Raw genomic sequence first — 23,333 nt, 5'->3', positions numbered from 1 at the left:
CTTGGTTCTTTAAACCTGTCAGCTCCAAATATCGGGATAGTGCTCTACTAAGGCTATCGATGGATCGCTGGCAGGTTTTCAATTATACCACCCTTCTTGGTTAAATACAATCGATCAAATCTAAGGTAGTTATCGGGAGACAAGAAAGTCCGATCCTAGGCTAACGCACGAGGCCCGGGCCGGCCCGGCGGACTTTCAATCCCCGCGCGCTTGCTAATCAAGTACTTTGTTCAGTTTAAGGGATTAACCACCTCACCCCGACCCTCTCCTCGAGGAGAGGGAGAATCACTCGCGGAAGGATTACTTTTCAGATTCAAGGATTCACAGCCCCAACGGGGTGCCATCCCATAGCGAAGGGTGTAGCCCTTCGCACATGCAGAGCCGATTCCCCGAAGCCCCGAAGGGGCGGCATCCTACATCTATTGTATGAAACAACCTCCTGCGTTCGGAAACGCAGGATAACGCAACTCACTCCCACACACTTACGCCCGAGGTTTTGTACCCGATACGTACGGCACGGGCGGCGACTTTTTGGCCGGCGGGAATGGGCTGATGGTACAGTCTCCAGGCCTTTCCCCCAATCTCCTCTCCTACCTGGTAGGCAATGCTCGCTCCCTCGGTCCTGGACCGCAAATGCAATTCCTTCCCCTTTTGCTCAAAAACCACCCCCGCCGTCTCGGGCTGCAGCATCCCCGGCCACATCATCTCCACCAAATCATGCTCGGGCACAAAGCCCAAATCCCCCACCTCCAACTGCCATCTTGCCAAAGCGGCGCGCAGCTCTTCCAATTTCTCCCTGTACGCCGGATCTTCCGCCAAATTATGCACCTCATAAGGATCCTTTTCTAAGTCATAGAGTTCCTCGACGGGCTTGGTGTTCATAAAGATATAGGCGGCATCCCCTGTCAATTCCCCCGCCAAGTCCATCTCGATCAGGGTCTTGGTCATGTCGATTTGTTCCCGGTAGGCATTCCGATAGATCAGCGGCAACTCAGGCCGAAAGTTCCGAATGTACACAAAGCGCCCATCAATCGCCGAACGGCTCATATCCACAGCCTCGTCGAAGCGGTCCGCCGAACCGAGGGCATAGCGATGGGGTGTCGCCGCCTTGTATTTCCCCAAAAAGGCTTTCCCCTGCATGTAACTCGGCACGGGAATATTCGCGAGGGAAAGCACCGTCGGACCCAGGTCCATCAGGGAAACGATTTGGTCCACCCGCGTACCCGCATTCCGCTTGTCGGGAAAGCGGACCATAAGCGGCACGTGCAGGCCGGAATTACCCACGGCACGCTTCTGCCGCAGCAGGGGTCCCCCGTGGTCCGACCAAAAGAAAATGATGGTCTTGTCCATCAGCCCGGCCTCCTCCAACTCGGCCAAGAGCTTCCCGATCTGGGCGTCCAACTCCACAATATTGGAATAGACCCGCCCGACATCGCGCTTGACGATGGGTAATGGGGGAAAATAGTCCGGCAGGGGCACCTTGGCAGTATCGGCCAACATGGGATCTTCCTTTTTCATAAATACCCGTGACTCGTGGGTGATCTCAAAATTGAAGACGGAGAAAAAGGGCTGCCCGGGCTTGCGGTTGCGGAAGTGGGCATCCCGGCCAATCTCGTCCCAAGCCGTGAGGGGCGCATTGAACTGGTAGTCGGTCTTGGCGGCATTGCTGGTGAAGTAGCCCGCCGCACGGAGGTATTCGGTAAAGCACTTCACATAAGGGGGTGGCACGGCGGCATATTCGGGCACATTGCGGCCGCGGATATCCTTCTGCCCATAGTAGCTTTTGTAGGTCTCGTTTTCGGGTTCTCGGAAGGCGTAGTGCGGTCCCGTGCGCATGTTATGGGTGCCAATGCTGACGGGATACATGCCTGTGATGATGCTGCTGCGGCTGGGTGCACAGACGCCCACCGTCGCATAGGCCTGCGTAAAGGTCATCCCTTCCCTGGCCAAGCGGTCCAGGTGTGGCGTGGACACCGTCCCATCCCCGTACATCGACAGCAGCGGGCTGATATCCTCGACCGATATCCAGAGGATATTCGGCTGCTCGCCGGACTGGGCAGCAGCCACACCAAAAAGCCCCATCAGTGCCATCACCAGAAAATGCTTCATAAGCTCCATCCTTTGTTTCCCTCAAGCTCGCAAAAAACGGGAACGATCGCAAATCGTCCTCTCGCAGGGGCTGAATTTCCCTACTTGAAGCAATAAGCTTTAAGGTATTGGCTACCAGATTCTTCTGGATTCGACCGAAATCTAAAGCAAATAGCACACTATCAGTTTGCCATTAACGAATCTTCAGTCAATTTCTTTCCTTAGAATTTAAAAACAAATAAACTATGAAACTGAGGTCATTACTTTTGCCAGGATTATTCTCGATTATCTGTGCTTCACTTTGCTTAGCACAAGAAAAAAAACTCATCGGTAAGGTGAATTTAGGAGGAGATGCTGATTATATACTTCAACTGCATATCGAAAATGAGGAGTATATTTATTCAATTTTTGATGTAAAGAACGATAACTCAGAGCTCACTAGTTTTAAACTAATTTTTAATGATCAAAGCACCTTTGATTTAAACTTCAAAAAAGCGATAAACAGTCTAAGCGCATTTTCTGATGATTTTAAGAAGAAAGCATTGAGTGAGTCCCAAATGTATTATTACGCGCTCAATGTGATAAGACCTGCACTACCGCAGGATGAAAATGGGCCGTTGGCTATGACGATAAAATTTGGAGATAAGGCTACTGTAAGAAAAATATCCCATGGGAAATCCAATTTTGTAAAAGAAAACGATGTAAGAAATTTCCTATTGGAAAATCGCTTGAATAAAGAAACAAAACCCGATTCGATTTCATTATTTCAAGATCCTAAGAAACAGGTACTAGAAATAACACTAGAAGAAGCCGAAACTCGATTTCTAAATGAAGTAAAACAGTCCTTCTCCCATAAGGAGTCTATGGAAATTAAAAGGATTCAAAATTTGTTGAAAAGCTACAGTTCCTTTCAAAATACCTCTAAAGACGTGTATAAAGAACAATATTCTTTAATGGTCAGAGAGTTAGAAAAAACTCAGAAATCAAGTTTAACAAGGCCAAACAAAAGAGAAAAATATCTTTCAATTCTTCAAAATTACCTTCTCAATTCAAATTATTACACGGAAGAAGTACTTAAAGCACAAATTAGAGAAAACCAAAAAACCAAAAAAGAAGCATATTCCTCCATTTCAAAGACGGAAGATGAGATCAAAAAATTAATGACGCAAAGGGATGCGAATTCTAAAATGATAACAAAAATAACTAAGGAAATAGACTCATTGAAGATGGAGCTTTCTTCAGGTATTAATTCGCTATACAATAAAATTGACGGATTAAACTATAGCATAGAAACATCTTCAACAACCGAAACCAATTTGAGGCCAGAAGTGGATTCAATTAATTCTAAATTAAAAATTTTTTTCAGGTCGCTAGAAAGCGAATTCAATCAATCAAGAAGCTCAAGTTTTGTATCTAGAGGATTTAAAACAGTTGAAGCTAATGATATCGATGACGCTCAACTCATCGAGACAAAATTCTTTCTTCCTGAAATAAGAAATCTAAACAAAGACCTCCAAAAAACTTCTACTATCGCAAAACATCTTAAGGAAAGAAATGAACTGCTTGGAAAATTGAATGAAAAAGATTCTGGTTATTTTAATTCCCTTAAAGAGCAAGAGAATACCCTATCGGAAAAAAGTGCAGAAAAAACCGAATTGGAGAATTTTAACAGGAAAATTGAAGAGTTCTATATTAATCAGCTTTACAAAACGGGGACTTTTGAAGTTAAAATATCAAATGTGCAACTTGAATTCAATGGCGGGTTTATCGAGAATATGGTTGTAATGACAGAACCTATGTTTCCTTTTTCAGATGACATAGAGACTCACTCTCTACCAAAGGGAATCCCAAGTATGATGAAGTTCATCAATCAATATCCTTTGGGTTTTTCTGCGAAACTGGATCTTACCGAATTGAACGATGAAAAATTGATAGCAGTCATTTACGACAAAACCCAGTTTTCTCTTGATTTTAAAGATGTCGTTACCAATGTGGAGGAATTATTGGTATTGGATCGGACTGACTACAGTCCAATGGACGGAACGATCAAAATAACTCCGAGTACTACGCAGGAAAAAGAGTTATACAAGAATAAAAGCACTGAAATACTTCAGGCTAAGGTATTTTCTGACCTCGCAGGGATTAATGGAGAAAAACCTAATGGACTAATTCAATTTGAGGTTGATAAGGAAATACCTCTTGTAACCAGGCGCTACGGCAAATCCGATATTATTTCCCCATTTAGATGGTTTATCCATAGAAAATTCAATGTAGGATTCTTTAACTATATACGACCTGAATTTGTGGTTTCGAAAATTGAAAGCAACCTTAGGGAATTAGAATTAACAAGAGTAGATCCCAACTCGCTAGTAGCTTCAACATTGGACATCCGTCAGTTTGAGAAAATCAGCGTCGGTGCTGATTTGAACCTAACATTTATGGATATGCCATTTGCGAAATCTACATTTTACTTAAACGCAGGATTCAGATTTGGACGTACCGACCTCAAGGTGCCAGATAATGATACCGGTGTGAATAATACAAGGGGTTTCACAAATACCTTCCAGTTTAATCCCGAGATTGGATATCGAATCAATGGTGATGAAAGATACGGTCTCGTCTTTAACTATTCTCCAAACCTGATAGTTTCGGACGAACGAGGGTTCAATCAAATTGCAGATGTATTTGATGCAAAAGCAGAGCCTAAAGTAGAGCCTAAAGAAGAGAATCATCTCCATAGAATCACACTGATGGCCTACTTCAATTTTAATCCTGGTACCAGGGGTCGATTTTTCTTCAGGTTTAGGTCATTTCACCAATGGGACAAATGGTCAAATAATTTCTCCCAGTACCAACTAGGGTATTCCACATTTATAACGAGATAGACGGCTTTACCGCGATTACTAGTCCGAAGCGCCTGCATCTTTCAGTGAATGGTGCAGCTCTTCGCGAGCTTGTAGCCAACTTCATCCAATCCCATTCAACGAACAATTGGATTGATCAGCCGCACCCAGTCCAATTAGTTACGTGATTTTTCAAAACCTCACCGACCTTCATTTTATTTAAGAAAAACTCCATATACAAAAAATGCACACCTAAGGACCTTCATCCAGCGCCGGACTGAAAGGATCAAACAAGCATCGAAGGAATACGGCCTACACTGGAACTACCCAATTACAAAATCTCCAAAGGTACAACTACGAAAATCTCCAACGTTGCAATCCTCGAGCGGCCGGAAATTCACGCAATCAACTCAAAATGTGTGAGTTATTGTTCCTGATAAAAATATTTAGCATATTGTTACACGGTTTGTTCCAAAGCCGACCATTAGTCACATTAATGTCATTTTTGTCTTTATCTGATTTATTTCTTTCCAAATGGTCTCCCAACAAAAAAACCTGAACATTTCGGATAAATCCGAGGGATTAATCCACCTCCGCAACACGCTGTTGTATGCAGCACTAACGGGTGTTGTTACGACAATACTCTATGCGGCATTCTTTTTCAGCTTCAAAATCTTTGCTTTGTGCTTCATCGTTGCGTTGGCTTCGTTCAGTGGCAGTTTTTTTATCGGGATTCTCTTCGGTATGCCAAAAAGGAAAGGGAATGAGGACGACGGCTATTCCCTCAACAATAGCCTCGTTGAAATATCTGAATGGCTTACAAAAATCATCGTGGGACTCAGTCTCGTCAACCTTATCAAAATCCCTGGATTTCTACTCAGTTTCGGAGAATACATGGTCAAGTCCATTGGGTCACCTGCCAATACCTCTATCGACGTGTTTAGCATTTCGATACTGGTTTATTTTGGATTCCTAGGACTGTATTTTGGCTACAATTACATGAGACTGTTTTTGTCTCTTCAGTACAGAATGGTCGACGACGAACTACTTAACGTCAAAGCCGAGCTTGAATCAAGCAAAGAGGAAGTGAAGGTCCTTGAGAAGCAAACTTCTGTCATGCGTGAGCTGGCTAACGAGTCATTGCAGTCCGAAAATGAAGTAAAACAACTATCTACCGTCGTTGCACAAGATGTTACAAGAATTGAAGAACTTAAAAACATTGCCAGCGAAAGGGCCAAAGTAATTGGTAGTCAAGTGCCGGATGATCCACATAAGGCGAAATGGGGAGGCCTTCCCGAAAGGAACTATCGCAAATTAGAGGGAACTGTTAAAGAACTATTTCTAGGGTTATATGAGGTTACTTTGGAAGTCAGCTCGACCGATCCGGTCCAACACCCGTTATTCGATGGAGAAATTGTGATTTTTGCTCTACACCCATCATTTAAACCAGAAGTGAGGTTGGTAAAGGTGGTAGAAGGGGTATCGAGGCTCAAACTTATTGCCTATGGTTCATTTACGGTGGGCGTATTTGCCGATTCAGCCGGCACCGAACTTGAATTGGATCTTTCACAGCTTCCCGGTGCAACAGAGTATTTTAAAACTCATTGATTTCACCATTCATCTCCCTCGCTGGGTGGGATTTGTAATCCCACCCTCCTATCCTTCCAATTTGTAATTGGCTAATCCAGGTATTATCAAAAAATCTACGCCTTTCCTCCTAATCATGGATCGCGCCCTGAAAACCTGCTTTCGGAAATACAGGAAAACGTGGCGAAAAAAGGAACGGGTTAGATTCCTCGTGCCTACCATTGGCAACGTGTCGGGCGTCACCCAGAGGTCCCGGTTCGTGGAGATGAGTTTCCTCAATCACGGAGATGCTTCTCCCGTACGGCTGTCGGGATCCGCAAGCTACGGTTCAGCATGACTGGCCACAGCTGTCATTCCCTATCTGTAAATGCCCAATTTTAAAAACTCGGAATGACAAGAAAAAGCCTTCGTTATTCAAACAGTGATTGGATCATGCAACTGAAGATACCCTCCTATTCCTGCCAAATTGTAACTGGCTCAATACCATTTCTCACTTTCAGAGCTGGACGGGATTACTATTCTCTCTTTCTCTTGTCACTTTTTTCTTGACAAAAAAGTAACCAAAAAGTCAAGAAAGTCCGATCCTATCAGCGCGCAAGGCCCTAGCCGGCCCGGCGGACTTTCATTCCCTGCGCGCGATCGATTGAGGTAATTTGTGCAGTTTCAGGCGCAGAAAATATCCCGCCGCTTGAATTTAATTCCACTAATTTGAAACACCACCCCCCGCTGGGTGGGATTTGTAATCCCGCCCTCCTATCATTGCCAATTTGAAATTGGCTAATTCGGCAATTTTCGAAAAATTTAAGCCTTTCTTCTTAATCATGGATTGCGCCCTGAAAACCTGCTTTCGGAAATACAGGAAAACGGGATAAAAAAGAGGAAAAGGGTTAGATTCCTCGTGCCTACCATTGGCAAGGTGTCGGGCGTCACCCAGAGGTCCCGATTCGTGGGGAGGAGTTTCCTCAATCATGGAGATGCTTCTCCCGTACGGCTGTCGGGATCCGCAAGCTACGGTTCAGCATGACGGGCCACAGCCGTCATTCCCTATCTGTAAATCCCAAGTTTTAAAAACTCGGAATGACAAGGAAAAGCCTTCGTTATTCAAACAGTGATTGGATCATGCAACTGAAGATACCCTCCTATTCCTGCCAAATTGTAACTGGCTCAACACCATTTCTGACTTTCAGAGCTGGACGGGATTACTATTCTCTCTTTCTCTTGTCACTTTTTTCTTGACAAAAAAGTAACCAAAAAGTCAGGAAAGTCCGATCCTATCAGCGCGCAAGGCCCTAGCCGGCCCGGCGGACTTTCATTCCCTGCGCGCGATCGATTGAGGTAACTTGTGCAGTTTCAGGCGCAGAAAATATCCCGCCGCTTGAATTAAATTCCACTAATTTGAAACACCACCCCCCGCTGGGTGGGATTTGTAATCCCACCCTCCTGTCATTGCCAATTTGTAATTGGCTAATTCAGCTATTTTCAAAAAATCTACGCCTTTCCTCCTAATCATGGATTGGGCCCTGAAAACCTGCTTTCGGAAATAGAGGAAAACCTGGCGAACAAAGGAAAGGAATAAATTCCTCAAGCCTGCCAATGAAAGCGTGTCGGGTGTTACCCAGAGGTCCTGATTGCTTTCGTGGAGCAGTGTCTCCTCAATCCTGGAGATAGTGTTTGAACATTAAAAAGAAGCAGGCATTGAATAACATGGGAAATAGAAAAAGCCGACAAGGAAACCTTGCCGGCTTTTTGGTTTGGTGGCTTATTCGCCCTTGACTGTCGCTTGGCTGACTGCGGAGAGGACTGCCCCTCCCGTAACCAGGTAACCCGCGGCAGTGACAAGCACCGCCGGGAGGCTTACCGGCGCCGCAAGGATGGCAGCACCTACGCCAGCCAACGCCAACCCGATGGTTCTCAGTTGCCTGAAAAAGGGCGGGGTGGGTTTGGAAATCCTGTCTTTTACTTCATTGATATTCATCTTTAGTTTGGTTTTGCCGTGAAACGATTTCCCGGAACCGGTGGGGAGGCTTTGCGCCTCCCCTGTTCCAGGTACATTCTCAGGTTACTCTGCTCGGCTTTGAGCCAAATGCAGAGCTCACGCAGGTCCATATGGTCGCGCTTGAGGTCGCGGATGTCCTGCACCAGGAGCTTGAGGAAGTAGGCGATGACCGATAGCAGGATGGTCACCACCGTTCCCAGGATTAGGGTCAACTGGCCAGTTTGCATGGCTTCCCTTTTGTCTTTGGTGGAAGGTCCATGATCTCCACTTTCCAGTCTTCCCCAGGGTAAGGCTCCATCCGGTCCATGAGGCGCTGGAAGGCCAGGTTGGGCGTTTCGGCTGCATTCTTGAAGCCCATCACCGGCAAGAATGCGCACTTTGGCAGTTTCCCGAGCCGGAAGGGAAGAATCCTTGCGACGGCCGTCCCCCCGATTTGTACGAGTCGGAAATGCCAACCCTCTTTTTCGGAGTAGTCCCAGAAGAGCTCATAGTTCCCGACAGGAACCGCTTCCCTATCTTCCGCTATTGCCAACATCGAGGCCCACGTAACATTGCCGCAGCACAACACGGAGGTCGTGATTAGGCGGCCGTGTCTTCTGATCAACAAAAGTCTCATGGCTTAGCTCCTTTCTGTTAAGAGTATCACCCCCGCACCGTTGGAACTGTTGAGGAGTGGGTAGTTCTCGCCATTGACAATTTGGAGGAACTCTACTCCAAACACCAAGACCTTGTGGGAATGCGGAACCTGGGACTTGAGGATGCTCAGGTTGACGGGCCCTGCGGCAAGTTCGACCGGAATCTCGACAGATGGACTCGTGACCAAGGTGGTGATACCGGCTTCAAAGTCCAGGGACACGCCCGCAAGAAAGAAGCGGAGGTGGGTGGCGCCTTGGGCGAGGATGATGTCATCGCTTGGGCTGAAGGCCGGCACGGTGACTCCCCAATCCGTTGGGGTGTCGATCGGGTCGACGTGGATCTTCAAGGTTTGGGACAATGGCGTGGTGCTGTTGAGCTCCACTCCTGCCAACATCGACCAATCCCCTTCCTGGACCTTCCGCTCTCCCCTCCTGTTGATGGGATCGGATTTGAGGACCTGCATCATCTTGTTGACCAAGCGGACGTGGAGTTTGGTATCGGTGATTTTCTGAACCGCGGGACGCATGGCGGTCCTCAGCAGCTTGACCGCTTCGGCGTTGGCCGTAAACTCCGCGATGTTCTCCCTGACCCTTGCGAACTTGGGGTCTGTCATGATGCGGTTTTTGGACACGCCTCCTTTTTCCCTGGCTTGGAAACCATCTTTGTTCTCGAAGAAATTGATTCTTCCAATATTTCCCTTCAGGGTAAATACACTCATCTGTTTTGCCATAATTGTAGGTGTTTTAAGTGAAACATGGCTCCAAATTGGGCGGAGGGGTGGTAAAATGAAAATGAATGTGCGTTCTGTTCGTTTTTAAACGGATTGATTCGGGGAATGGGGAATGGGAATTCATAATGATGAATGATGAATGGGTGGCCAAGGGGAATGGAGAATGGGGATTGGGGATTGGGGATTGGAGGGGGAGGTTTGAAGGTTGGGGAATTATGAATGATGAATGATGAATGATGAATGGAATAAACCTCACCCCGGCCCTCTCCTCGAGGAGAGGGAGAACACAGCAGCGGGAGGAATCTTTGATCAGATTTAGGGAAAGATAGCCACAGCGTGGCGTTTTGATTGTAGAAATGGGGTTTGATGGTGGATCGCGAGCCTCGGAGAGGCGATTTTGAATTTAAGGTTGGAAGGTTGGGGAATGATGAATATCGAATTTTGAATGATGAATGATGAATGGGAAGTTCAGGCCGGCCCTGTCGTCGAGGAGAGGGTGATCGCGCTAATGAAAGAAACTGTGGTTCAGATTTGGACAGGTTAAGCCACAGCGTGGCGTATTGAATGCAGCATGGGGATTCCCTTGGGATCGCGAGCCACGTAGAGGCGATTTTGTGAGCGATTTCTAATAGGAGCGTTAATGGCCTCGTCAATCCTTGATTTGGACTCTTTATGTTTCTTTCCGTTGTCACTTTTTTTTCTTGTCAAAAACCTGTCTGCCGACAGGCAGGAAGTAACCAATCCCGATGGTGATCGGGAGACAAGAAAGTCCGATCCTATCTGCGCGCAAGGCCCAGGCCGGCCCGGCGGACTTTCATTCCCGGCGCGCGATCGATTGAGGTAATTTGTGCAGTTTGGGGAATTGAGCACCTCACCCCTATCCTCTCCTCGAGGAGAGGGAGACGTTTTAGCTGGGAGGTATTGTGTTCGGATTTGGGTACATGGAGCCCCAACGGGGCGGCATCTTCTAGCGAAGGGTGCAGCCCTTCGCATAAGGGAAACCGATTTCCCCCAAGCCCTGAAAGGGCGGCATCCCTCATTGGACAAGGGTGAACAAAAATCTGCGTTAGGAAACGCAGGATAACGAAAACAAAGGGAAGAAAAGATTCCTCGTGCCTACCAATGACAGAGAGTTAGGCGTCACCCTGAGGAACGAAGGGTCTCCGCAAATCAGGAGATGCTTCTCCCGTACGGCTGTCGGGATCCGCAAGCTACGGTTCAGCATGACGGGACTCAGCTGTCATTGCCTTTCTGTAAATGCCCAATTTTAAAAACTCGGAATGACAAGGAAAAGCCTTCGTTATTCAAACAGAGATTGGATTATGCAACTGAAAATACCCTCCTATTCCTGCCAAATTGTAACTGGCTCAATACCATTACTCACTTTCAAAGCTGGACGGGATTACTATTCTCTATTTCTCTTGTCACTTTTTTCTTGACAAAAAAGTAACCAAAAAGTCAAGAAAGTCCGATCCTAGGCTATCGCACAGGGCCCTGGCCGGCCCGGCGGACTTTCGCTCCTCCGCGCGATCCGATTGGGGTATTTTGTGCGGTTTCAGGCGCAGAAAATATCCCGCCGCTTGAATTAAATTCCACTAATTTGAAAAACCACCCCGGAGTGGGTGGAACATGAATAGCCCCGGGTAAGGTGCTTCTCCTCTCCTTCTATCTACGGGTTTCCTTGTGCACCGCAACCCGGGGTAGAGGGAATCGGCGATTTTTTGGTTTTTGGGGGCGATTTGGGAAATTGGGAAATTGGGTTTTCACCAAAAACCGGGAAGGGATGAAATCAAGTGGCCAGTAGCAGAGGTCAGTTGGCAGTGGCAGTGGTCGGTTGGCAGAAGCAGTAAGCAGGATTATTTGTGCATTCGTCGCGACTCGATGCTGATCTCACCACATAGTTCACAGCGCACACATAGTTGGTCGCGGATCAAAAGCTATGTGCGCTATGTTGTTGAATAATCTTCCTCACAGAACATTTGCAACACGACCGTCCTAGATTCGGAAACGCAGGATAGCGGGGTAAACAAAAAAAAGAAAAAGATTCCTCGTGCCTACCAATGACAAGAATCCCAACATCAATAGTTCAACCCCATTGGGGTTGATCCAAATTTGCATCACACTCTACCCCGGTCCACGATAATTATCGGGAAAAACCTGGGGCTGTTCATGGTTCAACCCCCGTTGGGGGTTTGAATCTGTTGTCATTGCCTTTCTGTAAATGCCCAATTTTAAAAACTCGGAATGACAAAGGAAGGCTTTTGATGATTACGACTGGATTAGGCCTTGGAACGGTTCAAATATTGTACATCGGATCCTACTTAAGGAGACTCAGGATAACCGAATCCAGTCTGTATCAAAAAAATACCATGATTTCTAGGAATTTAGCGAAAAGTCGGGGAATGGTCGGGTGGGTATCGGGACACGGTCGGGACATCGTCGGGAGACGGTCGGGAGGCCGTAGGGAAAAATTGGGGTTTAGGTCGACACAAATTGTATTTATCCATTCAAAATTGACTTTTTTCAATAGGTTCATTTGTGCGGATTTTTACGCATTTATGTAGGAATTAGGAGGAGGTTTTTGCTGAACGATAGTAGAACAGAAAGCGGTCGGGAATAGACGCAAGACTCAAGACACAAGATACAAGGCTTCAGATTCGAGATTCTTGTTCAGATTGGGAAATGGGTTTAGATATTCGGGTTGAAATTGCGGCATGAGGTGTTCAGAAACGGATGATGGTAGGTTGGAATGGTCTGTGAGGCACAGACCATGGGAAAGGAACAGTCCAATCGCCAAAGGCAATTTTACCAGCGTGTCCGGCAGTACAACCGTCGGACAACGCAAAGTGGTCTGTGCGGACACAGACCACGGGGATTGAGGAGCTTATGAGTTTTCTTTGGCATTGAAGAATCTTTCGATTTCGCGGACGGGAATTCCCGAAAACCGGGAAAACTCCTCGATGCTGACAAACTGCTTGGGTTTCTTTTTGTAAAACTTCCTGATTTTCCAGAGTAGAAGCTGGCAATACCTTTCACTTCTCCCTGTCATCGCCATGACATCCTTGGGATACACGACACATCGTTTGACATTGCTCATAGTGTTGTGAATTACGGGTTGTTAAAAGTTACTGGGCCCTGGGTAAAAGCTGCCGTGCAGTCCCACCCCAAGCTTGCGAGATAAACTGACTTGTGCCTGTCGATATACGAGAAGCGCGTACTTAAAATATTAACCCATATACCGAACAATGCATACGTGAAACTAATCCATATTTCTGAAATAAAAAATAACCAATATTGGGTATTTTTTTGAGCGTAAAATTAGAATAGGATTGTTTTTTATTGGAAAAAGTAAATTTTAACTCTAGTGTTTTTGAGTGAGAAGAAGCGGTGAAATGGTGAATAAACATTGGAAGAAGGGAGATGGGATTAGGGAAAAGGGATTGGTGAATTGTGAATTCTGAATTAATAATGATGAATGGGAAAAGGGATTGGAGGGGAGATTCGGAGGATGGGAAATAATGAATATCGAATTTTGAATCATGAATGATGAATGCAAACCTCTCCCCCGCCCTGTCGTCGAGGAGAGGGAGATCGCGCTAATGATAGAAACTGTGGTTCAGATTTGGACAGGTTAAGCCACAGCGTGGCGTTTTGGTTGTAGCAATGGGGATTCCCTTGGGATCGCGAGCCTCGGAGAGGCGATTTTTTGTTTCAGGTTTGGAAGTATGGATGTACGGATGTCGGGATGTTGTAGAATCCTGCGTTTGGAAACTTAGGAAAGCTGTACAGACTTTAATCAGCATATGCATTTGAAAAGAATCGTTTAAATTTATCCACCATCAATTTTTGCCAAAAATGGAAAACAGCATTTTGCCCGTAGAGGCTATCCAAGAACGGGACATCGATTTGATTCTTTTGGAGGAATTGTCGACCGATGTCACCTTTGCGGAGTGGTTTGTACGTGAACTCCAACTCCCTGTCCTGACATCCGTCAACGGCTCATGGAAGAGTATGTCACAAATTGGTCTCGGGGAAACGGACATCCTTTTCACCTATTTTTCGGAGGATCGGAAAATATTTGTCCTCATTGAAAACAAGATTGACGCCCTATTTCAGAATTTACAGTTTGAAAGGTATGAAAAGCGGGCATCCGCTTACGTCAGCGAGGGGAAATGTCAAGAAGCCTATGCGGTGCTTTTTGCCCCAGAGAAATACTGCAACACACAGAACGATTTTGACAATTTTATCACGTACGAATCCGTCTGCAGGAGGCTGGAGTTTATGGGTTCGAAACGAAACCTCTTCAAAAGTTCATTGCTTAAGATTGCCATCGAAAAACAAAGGAGAGGGTACCGACCAGAAAACTCCCCTCCCGTCCAAAGATTCTGGCAGTCCTATTACCAGTTCAAGGAAAAGGCCTATCCCAGCCTTTACATGAAAAAACCGGGAATCGTACCCCTCAACAGTGATTGGCCACAGCTGACTGATCCAAGGTTGAAGGGAGTCACTTTTGTACACAAGCTGCGGCAAGGAAATGTGGACGCCACCTTTGCCGGATTCCCCGAGGAGCTTGCATATAAAATCAAAGAGGTACTCCCCCAAGGCGCGGTACTCCAAAAACACAACAAGACATTTTCTATCCGCATTTTTTCAGGGAAGATCGACCGAACCCAGGAATTTGATCCTCAGCTTGAAGCTGTTCGGAAAGGTTTGGAAAATATCCAATTCCTGAGGGATTGGATAATCGAAAGAAAGGTCATTGAAACTTAACCTGTCGCACAAAAAGCGTCGGAAGTCACCCCTCTATGCGGAAATTGTAACTACGCTTTTCGATTTTTTTTTGGGAATTTGTAATTCCTAACGGCAGGTCGGTCCGCGAAAGGCATCGGGATGTCATCTCCCCCCCTATCAATCCCAATTTGCGACCGACCAATTTAACTAAGCCCAACAGCCCTGTGTGAAAATTTATATGGCTATTTAGTGTGGTCAATAAGTCCACGTAAATGGCCCGTTATAGCACAGACACCCGTGTCTCCGTACACCCTTCGCAAACTCCCCTATTTATGCAAGTTCCCCTTGCACAATTAGGCACTTTTTGCAAAACCAGGAAAGATTAATCAATTCAGTTTAATGCTTTTGATTAACAAAATTCATGTATCTGGTAAAAAATACCCCAAACACGGTATGGCGCGGCATGGGACAAACGAGTATTTTAGCAGGATCAGATTTTCGAACATTGATGTATATGGATTCGAAGGAAAAACATCTTGCATTCATTCGTGAAAAAGAACCCTTTAAGGTCAGGTGCAAAACTGCTATTTTCAGCAGCGATCAAATCGAAATTATCGAAAAATACGGCAATTGGTTTCAAGCTTTGACTGATGGAATAATTGAACCGATTACAGATATGCAAAAGGAGTTTCTTAAAGTGGCGAGAAAGGAAAAAATGCCCGTTTCACCCTACGAATGGGCTTGGTTCAAATATCTGGGTAGGCTCGAATGGGAGTCGCAAAACAAACACATCATGGAAGCGGACTACCGATTGGAGGAGGACAGCTTTTACAACCGTGACATGGCTAAGCAACAACGGGGCATGATGTTCAAAGTCATGACTGACAATCATAAAAGATAATTCGCGGAGAAGATGTCCAATTTTTGCGCCCCGTTTTTTCTCTTAGGTAAATTTTAGGTAAATCGACATAAAAAAAGTGGCTTTCGCATATTGCCTGCCGGATCGAATCAATTATTGGATTAAGTTTGAGAAAGTTCTTGGGAAAGATTGAATGAGTACTGAAAACCAAATAGAGAAACAGCTGATAGATCAACTCTGCGATCTCAAGTATGTCTATCGTACTGATATCGTGGACAGGAAAACGCTTGAGCAAAACTTCAGATCCAAATTTGAAGCGCTCAACCGTGTCCGTCTTTCTGATAATGAGTTTTTGCGGCTGCGTGAGGAAATCATCAATCCGGATGTGTTTGCAGCTTCCAAGCTTCTAAGAGAAATCCAATACTTCCAGCGGGAGGATGGCACGCCGCTCCATTACACTTTGGTCAATAATAGGGATTGGTGCAAAAACGACTTTGAAGTTATCAGCCAACTCCGAATCAATACTGAAAACAGTCATCAACGCTATGACATCATTTTGCTGATCAATGGCCTGCCAATGGTGCAGATCGAGTTGAAAAAACATGATGTATCGGCCAGAAAAGCCATGCAGCAGATTGTGGAGTACAAAAACGAACCGGGTAACGGATACGGCAACTCTCTCCTCTGCTTTATGCAATTGTTTATCGTGAGCAACCGGACCAATACATACTATTTCGCCAATAACAAAAATCAGCATTTCGCTTTCAATGCCGATGAGCAGTTTCTGCCGGTTTATCAGCTGGCAGACGAGGAAAATAAAAAGATCACTCACCTGGAGTCTTTTACTTCGAGATTTCTCACCAAGTGTACCTTGGGTGAAATGATCAGCAAGTACATGGTGCTGGTGGAAAGCGAACAGAAGCTGCTTATCATGCGTCCGTACCAGATTTATGCAGTAAAGGCGATCGTGAATTGCATCCAGCAGAACCGCGGGAATGGCTACATCTGGCATACCACAGGTAGCGGGAAAACCTTGACTTCTTTCAAAGCCTCTACCCTACTTAAGAGCAACCCAGACATTGAAAAATGCTTGTTTGTCGTGGATCGAAAAGACCTTGACCGGCAAACCCGTGAGGAGTTCAATAAATTTCAGGAAGGAAGTGTAGAGGAAAATACCAACACCGAAACACTCGTCAGGCGACTGCTATCGACTGCTTACGCGGATAAAGTCATCGTTACCACGATCCAAAAGCTTGGTCTGGCGCTGGATGGCACCAACAAAAAGGCTTATAAAGAACGCTTGGAACCGCTACGAAACAAGCGGATGGTGTTCATCTTTGACGAATGTCACCGCTCCCAGTTTGGTGAAAACCACCAAGCCATCAAGGAGTTTTTCCCAAATTCCCAACTGTTCGGATTTACAGGAACGCCGATTTTTGATCTAAACGCTAACTACAAACAGATCAACGGACAGGAAGCCTCTTACAAAACCACCGAAGACGTCTTCCAGCAGCGTCTCCATGCCTATACCATTACCCATGCCATCGAGGATCGCAATGTATTGCGTTTTCACATCGACTTCTTTAAGGCACAGGGAACGATTCAAGCCAAACCCGGTGAACCCATTGCCCAACAAGCAGTGGTAGAGGCTATCCTTGGCAAACATGAGGCTGCCACCAATTCCCGCAGGTTTAATGCGATACTGGCCACGGCTTCGATCAATGATGCGATCAAATACTACGAGCTTTTCAAGGGAATCCAAACGCAACGAAAAGAAGCCGATCCCAATTTCAATCCGCTGAACATCGCTTGTGTGTTTTCCCCTCCCGCGGAAGGCAACAAAGACATTCAGCAGATCCAGGAAGACTTAACTCAGGAAAAGGAAGACAATAAACAAAATCCTGAGGAAAAGAAGGCTGCACTCAAGGCCATCATTGCTGACTACAACCGACAGTTTGGTACCAATCATGACATCAACCTGTTTGATATCTACTACCAGGACATTCAAAGACGCATCAAGGACCACAAGTACAGCAATAAGGACTATGCAGCCAAAAACAAGATCGACATCACCATCGTCGTGGATATGCTGCTGACGGGCTTTGACTCCAAGTACTTGAATACCTTGTATGTAGACAAGAACTTAAAATTCCATGGACTAATTCAGGCATTCTCCCGCACCAATCGAGTTTTGAACGATACCAAGCCCTATGGAAATATCCTCGATTTTCGGTCCCAGCAGGAAGCTGTAAACGAGGCCATTACACTGTACTCCGGTGATGAAAATGGCCGTGCCAAAGAAATCTGGCTGGTCGAACCCGCTGCCGTGGTAATCGAAAAGTACAGAGAGGCGGTGGAAGCCTTGGGCGTATTTATGGAGCAGCAGCACTTGGTCAATGAGCCTCAGGAGGTGTACAACCTCAAAGGAGATGCCGCGCGTATTGCCTTTGTGAAAACCTTCAAAGAAGTACAACGGCTAAAAACCCAACTCGACCAATACACGGACATCAGTGAAAGCCAACAGGCACAAATCGAAGCCATCCTGCCCAAGGAAACCCTGCTGGAATTCCGAAGCTCTTACATCGAGACGGCCAAGCAACTGCGGGAGATACAAACTAAGGAAGGAGACGATGCCCCTGCCGATATTCAGCAACTTGATTTTGAGTTTGTGCTCTTTGCCTCAGCGGTGATTGATTACGACTACATCATGAACCTGATTGCCGACAGTACCCAAAGGAAGCCGTCTAGGCAAAGGATGACCAAGGAAGAGGTCATTCGCTTGCTGCGGTCCAATGCCAACCTGATGGAGGAACAAGAAGACCTCTCTGAGTATATCAGTAGCCTGGACTGGAACAGTGGCAAAGACGTGGATAGTCTCCGCAAGGGCTTCGATTCCTTCAGAGAAGATAAATACAACAAAGAACTCGCGCATATCGCACAGGAGCATGGATTGCAAACAGCAGACTTGAAAAACTTTGTGGAAAATATACTTAGCCGGATGATCTTCGACGGCGAAAAACTGACCGACCTGCTCGCACCACTGAAACTCACCTGGAAAGAACGGCGAGTAAAGGAACTTGCCTTGATGACAGACCTCGTACCCCAATTAAAAAAACTTGCCCAAGGGCGTGAAATATCAGGATTAGCAGCTTATGAGTAAAGAAGATAAACTTGCCCTTAGCAGAGTCGAAGGGTTGATACCCGAACTGCGTTTTCCTGAGTTTAAGAATGAAGGGGAATGGGAAATAAATGAGTTCGGTGAGCTAATAAATATTTTAGCTGATTATACCGCAAATGGCAGTTTTGCATCTCTTAAAGAAAATGTCACATATTACAATAGCGATGAATACGCTGTTTTAGTTAGAACTACTGATTTAGATAAAAAAACATTCACGCCTGCAAGATTCACAGATAAAAGAGGATATGACTTTCTATCAAAAACTTCGCTTTATGGAAATGAGATAGTGATGGCTAATGTTGGTAGTATTGGTAAGGTGTTCAGAGTGCCTTATTTTAATAAACCAATGACATTAGCACCAAATACCTACGTATTGAAATTTTATGATTTTGTAGATGAAGGTTTTATATATCAATTAATGGTAAGACCTGAGTTTGAGAAAAAACTTTTGTCAATGGTTGGTTCTTCAACACTAATGGCTATTAACAAGGGTAATCTTCGTTCAATAAAAGTAGCTGTTCCAAAAAGAAAAGAACAACAAAAAATCGCATCCTGTCTTTCTTCTTTAGATGAAGTAATTACCGTCCAAAGCCAAAAGTTGGAACTACTCAAAGATCACAAAAAAGGCTTGATGCAAAACCTTTTTCCGCAAGATGGAGAGAAAGTACCAAAGTTTCGGTTTAAGGAGTTTGAGAAGGAAGGAGAGTGGAGACAAAAAGAACTTAGCGAATTAGGTTTTTTGATAAATGGCCTTACATACAGCCCAGAAGATGTCCGAGATCAAGGTTTACTTGTTTTAAGGTCTTCAAACATTCAAAATGGATTAATAGATTTAATCGATTGTGTCTATGTTAGAGAGGATATAAATGGTGCTAATTTAACGCAACCGAAAGACATTCTAATATGTGTCAGAAATGGTTCAAAAAATCTCATTGGAAAAAATGCAATTATTCCACAGGGTATTCCATTTGCTACCCATGGAGCATTTATGACCGTTTTCAGGGCAAAAAATCCCAAATTTGTTTTTCAACTATTTCAAACCGACTATTACGACAAACAGGTTAAAGCAGATCTTGGAGCGACAATAAATTCAATCAATGGGAAGAATTTCATTAAGTACAAATTTCCAGTGCCGGAAAATCCAAAGGAACAACAAAAAATAGCTTCATGCCTCTCGTCCTTAGATGCCTTAATTACAGCACAGGCGGGGAAGATCGAGCACTTGAAATTACATAAAAGAGGATTGATGCAGGGAATATTTCCTAAAATTAATGATTGAAAAATGAGTGGCATTAAAAAAATATATGGATATAAAACATTGAGAAATGTGGGAGTTAGATTAAGAGATGATCTAAACGATCATAACTATGTTTTGCTTTATGCCCATAACGGAACTGGAAAAACTCGTCTTTCAGTTGAATTTAAAAATATTAGTAAGAGAAAAAAGAGAAATCCTGTAATTGATACACTTTATTTTAACGCGTTTACTGAAGATTTATTTACTTGGGATAATGACTTGGATAACGATGAACACAGAGTGCTTCTTTTAAATAAATATTCTAAGTTTTTTGGAGGAATCGAAGATTTAGATATCGAAAATAAAATCCGCCCTATACTTCATTATTATAGTAATTTCAATTTTAGGATCGACTTTAACTATATCAAACCTAGCGAAAGTGACAAGGAGGATCCGGAATCTCACTGGGCTGTAAGATTTATTAGAGAAGAACTGGTAAATGGTGTAGCACAGAATGTCGAAAAAATAAAAGTATCTAGAGGTGAAGAAAATCTTTTTATCTGGTGTTTTTTCCTTGCAATTTATCAATTGGCAATCGATGGTGCTGAAGGTTATGATTGGGTAAAGTATGTTTATATTGATGACCCAATTTCCTCTTTGGATGAAAACAATGCTATTGCATTAGCCTGCGGTTTGGCCACTATGATAGATAGCGGTATATATCAGGAAATAGAGGAAGCAGGCCAGAAAAAGAAAGTAGAAAAAGAACGAAAAGTAAAAGTTATATTGTCTACTCACCATAGTCTTTTTTTCAATGTGATGTACAATGAATTAAAAATGAAAGGCAAAACCTATTTTCTACATTTAACTAGTCCTCAAAATTATAGATTACAAAATACGGATGATACACCTTTTTTTCATCATATCGCTTTATTGAGTGAATTGCAAAAAGTTGCAACTTCAGAAGTTATTCATACTTATCATTTTAATGGTTTAAGAACAGTAATGGAAAAAGCTGTAAGTTTTTTTGGATATAATAAGATTGACGAAGTAATCCATGGTTTAGAGGATGAAGTGCTTTATCACAGGGCAGTTCAGTTACTAAGTCATGGCAAGTATTCAATATTTGCTCCTTCTCCGATGACTGAGGATAATAAAGATTTATTCAAAAAAATTCTCAAAGGATTTGTTGATAAATATCAATTTAAAATCCCAGGTATTTTTAATTAAAGAATTCAACAGAAAAGTATGACACAAAAAGATCAAGATAGATTAGGCAAAACCCTTTGGGAAATAGCAGACAACCTACGTGGTGCAATGAACGCGGATGATTTCCGGGATTACATGCTTTCCTTTTTGTTTCTGAGGTACCTGTCCCATAACTACGAGGAATCTGCAAAAAAAGAGTTGGGGTCGGATTATCCCAAATTGGATGATTCCGACAAGCGAACACCCCTCTCCGTCTGGTACAAGGCCAATGAGGAGGATGTGCATGAGTTTGAGAAACAGATGCGTCGAAAAGTGCACTATGTAATTAAGCCCGAGCACCTTTGGAGCAATGTGGCAGAAATGGCACGGACACAGCACGAGCATTTGTTACTGACCTTGGAGGAGGGATTCCGTTTTATCGAGAATGAATCCTTTGAGAGTACCTTCCAAGGGCTCTTCTCCGAGATCAATCTGAATTCCGAAAAATTGGGCAGAACTGCTGCCGAGCGAAACAAAAAACTCTGTACCATTATCCAGAAAATCAGTGAGGGCATCGCGGAGTTTTCCGCGGATTCGGATACGCTTGGCGATGCCTATGAGTACCTGATCGGTGAGTTTGCCGCTGGATCTGGCAAGAAAGCTGGGGAGTTTTATACCCCACAGCAGATTTCTACCATCCTATCCGAAATTGTTACGCTGGACAGCCAAGAACCCAAAACCGGAAAGAAAAAGAAACTTGACAAGGTCTTGGACTTTGCATGCGGTTCGGGTTCCTTGTTATTGAATGTGAGGCGCAGGTTGGTCGAGAACTTTGGCAGCATCGGCAAAATCTACGGGCAGGAAAAAAACATCACTACCTACAACCTAGCCCGGATGAATATGCTCTTGCATGGGATGAAGGATACTGAGTTTGAGATATTCCATGGCGACACTTTGGAAAACCATTGGCCACTGCTCAATGAAATGAATCCAAGCAAGAAGACAGAGTTTGACGCTATTGTCGCCAATCCTCCTTTCAGCTTGCGCTGGGAACCCAATGAAGCCATGGCAGAAGATTTCCGATTCAAGAGTTATGGACTTGCTCCCAAGTCAGCGGCTGACTTTGCGTTTCTCCTGCATGGATTCCACTTTTTGGCCAAGGAAGGAACCATGGCGATCATTCTTCCGCACGGGGTGCTATTCCGGGGCGGCGCAGAAGAGCGAATCCGTCGAAAGTTGTTGGAGGATAATCACATTGATACCGTGATCGGCCTTCCAGCCAATTTGTTCTATTCGACCGGAATTCCGGTGTGTATCCTCGTTTTGAAAAAGTGCAAAAAGCAGGACGATGTCCTGTTTATCAATGCCTCGGAACAATATAAGCCTGGCAAAAGACAAAACTCGCTAAGAGAAGGTGAAAAATCGGGTGACAGAGAAAATGATATTCAAAAAATCATAGAAACCTATAAATACAGACCCGACCACGTAGAGCGCTATGCACGGAGAGTATCTATGGATGAGATCGAAACAAATGGCTACAATCTGAATATATCACGATATGTCAGCACCTCAGAAGACGAAGTGCAAATCAACTTGAAAGAAGTGAACACGAAACTGGTTTCCATCAATGAATTGATTGCCGAAAAGACCAAAGAGCACAATGCTTTTTTGAGGGAGTTGGGGTTGGATGAAATATGATTATGCATGACTGGATTACAATTCTTATATCTGTAATCGCTCTGGGTTTTTCAGTAGCGGCGTATTTTCGAGGAAGAAACATAGATCTTCAGAATCAAGTTTACCTGAAAAAATTGGAAGCTTATAGTGATGTCATTGGAGAGTTTTTTAAACTTTTGAAAATTTTGGGCGATGTTCGGGATGAAGCCGAAGAGTTGATTACTGGGGATAAAGCTTTTATGAATATTGTTAAACTTAATGAACTCGGAGATAAAATTGATTTCGAAATTGATCAAATCCATAAAGAAATTGGTTTGAGGTCTATTTATTTTTCTGAGGAATTGATCGCAGAAATCATGAATTACCTAGATACACTTTATGGGGAAATTGACATGAAAAATTCCGAAAACCCTATTGAGGATATAAACTCAATAATTGACTTTCAAACCCAGGAGTTGGAGAAACTGATTACAAAAATGAGAAACGAAATTGGCTTAAATGAGATGAATAGAAAGCTTCTAAAAAGAGTCGAAAAGGGAGATTTTAAGAATCTTATTTAGTCGGAATTTTCATTTTTACTTTT

At 44.3% G+C, this 23,333-nt stretch carries 17 protein-coding genes; 11 read left to right on the top strand and 6 right to left on the bottom strand.

The annotated features are described in order from the left end of the window. Window positions 1-468: 468 nt before the first annotated feature. Window positions 469-2,109 (bottom strand): sulfatase family protein, encoded by a 1,641-nt coding sequence (locus L0U89_RS19185; protein WP_234863005.1) that lies wholly within the window; start codon window positions 2,107-2,109, stop codon window positions 469-471. Window positions 2,110-2,333: 224 nt separating this feature from the next. Between L0U89_RS19185 and L0U89_RS19180 the strand changes: the two genes are divergently transcribed. From L0U89_RS19180 to L0U89_RS19170, 3 genes are all read left to right on the top strand, one after another. Beyond that, on the top strand, window positions 2,334-4,973 hold the full coding sequence (locus tag L0U89_RS19180; protein ID WP_234863004.1) for a synaptonemal complex protein 1: 2,640 nt from the start codon (window positions 2,334-2,336) through the stop codon (window positions 4,971-4,973). A 492-nt stretch (window positions 4,974-5,465) separates the two neighbouring features. Beyond that, a complete protein-coding gene (locus L0U89_RS19175) occupies window positions 5,466-6,539 on the top strand; it encodes a pYEATS domain-containing protein (protein ID WP_234863003.1) in 1,074 nt (357 codons plus the stop codon). A 115-nt stretch (window positions 6,540-6,654) separates the two neighbouring features. Then, window positions 6,655-6,855: a hypothetical protein gene (locus L0U89_RS19170; protein ID WP_234863002.1), complete on the top strand. Its 201-nt coding sequence runs from the start codon at window positions 6,655-6,657 to the stop codon at window positions 6,853-6,855. 1,422 nt (window positions 6,856-8,277) lie between these two features. Here the strand turns inward: L0U89_RS19170 and L0U89_RS19165 are convergent. Genes L0U89_RS19165 through L0U89_RS19150 form a run of 4 tightly spaced genes read right to left on the bottom strand, consistent with a single transcriptional unit; the run spans window position 8,278 to window position 9,880 of the window. Then, window positions 8,278-8,493: a hypothetical protein gene (locus L0U89_RS19165; protein WP_234863001.1), complete on the bottom strand. Its 216-nt coding sequence runs from the start codon at window positions 8,491-8,493 to the stop codon at window positions 8,278-8,280. A gap of 2 nt (window positions 8,494-8,495) precedes the next feature. Beyond that, a complete protein-coding gene (locus L0U89_RS19160; protein ID WP_234863000.1) occupies window positions 8,496-8,726 on the bottom strand; it encodes a hypothetical protein in 231 nt (76 codons plus the stop codon). After that, window positions 8,723-9,130 (bottom strand): hypothetical protein, encoded by a 408-nt coding sequence (locus tag L0U89_RS19155; protein WP_234862999.1) that lies wholly within the window; start codon window positions 9,128-9,130, stop codon window positions 8,723-8,725. The genes L0U89_RS19160 and L0U89_RS19155 overlap by 4 nt, the downstream gene beginning before the upstream one ends. A 3-nt stretch (window positions 9,131-9,133) precedes the next feature. Beyond that, the gene (locus tag L0U89_RS19150; RefSeq protein WP_234862998.1) at window positions 9,134-9,880 is read right to left on the bottom strand and encodes a hypothetical protein; all 747 of its coding nucleotides are present in this window, start codon (window positions 9,878-9,880) and stop codon (window positions 9,134-9,136) included. A gap of 2,714 nt (window positions 9,881-12,594) precedes the next feature. On the opposite strand from L0U89_RS19150, the gene L0U89_RS19145 reads away from it, so the two are divergent. Beyond that, the gene (locus L0U89_RS19145; protein WP_234862997.1) at window positions 12,595-12,759 is read left to right on the top strand and encodes a hypothetical protein; all 165 of its coding nucleotides are present in this window, start codon (window positions 12,595-12,597) and stop codon (window positions 12,757-12,759) included. Window positions 12,760-12,764: 5 nt separating this feature from the next. Here L0U89_RS19145 and L0U89_RS19140 read toward each other — a convergent pair whose 3' ends face one another. Continuing rightward, complete coding sequence (locus L0U89_RS19140) at window positions 12,765-12,977, bottom strand: hypothetical protein (RefSeq protein ID WP_234862996.1); 213 nt, start codon at window positions 12,975-12,977, stop codon at window positions 12,765-12,767. 758 nt (window positions 12,978-13,735) lie between these two features. Here L0U89_RS19140 and L0U89_RS19135 point away from each other — a divergent pair. The 7 genes from L0U89_RS19135 (at window position 13,736) to L0U89_RS19105 (ending at window position 23,310) form a co-directional block, all read left to right on the top strand. Next, window positions 13,736-14,650, top strand: coding sequence for a PD-(D/E)XK nuclease family protein (locus L0U89_RS19135; protein WP_234862995.1), 915 nt, complete (start codon window positions 13,736-13,738; stop codon window positions 14,648-14,650). 382 nt (window positions 14,651-15,032) lie between these two features. Further along, complete coding sequence (maoP, locus tag L0U89_RS19130; RefSeq protein ID WP_234862994.1) at window positions 15,033-15,512, top strand: DUF413 domain-containing protein; 480 nt, start codon at window positions 15,033-15,035, stop codon at window positions 15,510-15,512. 151 nt (window positions 15,513-15,663) lie between these two features. Further along, complete coding sequence (locus tag L0U89_RS19125; RefSeq protein WP_234862993.1) at window positions 15,664-18,630, top strand: type I restriction endonuclease subunit R; 2,967 nt, start codon at window positions 15,664-15,666, stop codon at window positions 18,628-18,630. Beyond that, window positions 18,623-19,927 (top strand): restriction endonuclease subunit S, encoded by a 1,305-nt coding sequence (locus L0U89_RS19120; protein ID WP_234862992.1) that lies wholly within the window; start codon window positions 18,623-18,625, stop codon window positions 19,925-19,927. Before L0U89_RS19125 ends, L0U89_RS19120 begins: the two co-directional genes overlap by 8 nt. Before the next feature lie 3 nt (window positions 19,928-19,930). Then, a complete protein-coding gene (locus L0U89_RS19115) occupies window positions 19,931-21,115 on the top strand; it encodes an AAA family ATPase (RefSeq protein ID WP_234862991.1) in 1,185 nt (394 codons plus the stop codon). A gap of 18 nt (window positions 21,116-21,133) precedes the next feature. Then, window positions 21,134-22,771, top strand: coding sequence for a type I restriction-modification system subunit M (locus L0U89_RS19110; protein WP_234862990.1), 1,638 nt, complete (start codon window positions 21,134-21,136; stop codon window positions 22,769-22,771). 2 nt (window positions 22,772-22,773) lie between these two features. Continuing rightward, on the top strand, window positions 22,774-23,310 hold the full coding sequence (locus tag L0U89_RS19105; RefSeq protein WP_234862989.1) for a hypothetical protein: 537 nt from the start codon (window positions 22,774-22,776) through the stop codon (window positions 23,308-23,310). The last annotated feature ends 23 nt before the right edge of the window (window positions 23,311-23,333 follow it).

The organism is Mariniradius sediminis, from assembly GCF_021491425.1.
Classification (GTDB): domain Bacteria; phylum Bacteroidota; class Bacteroidia; order Cytophagales; family Cyclobacteriaceae; genus Mariniradius; species Mariniradius saccharolyticus.
The sequence above is the reverse complement of the archived record's forward strand: the minus strand, read 5'-3'. Positions and strand labels throughout refer to the sequence as shown.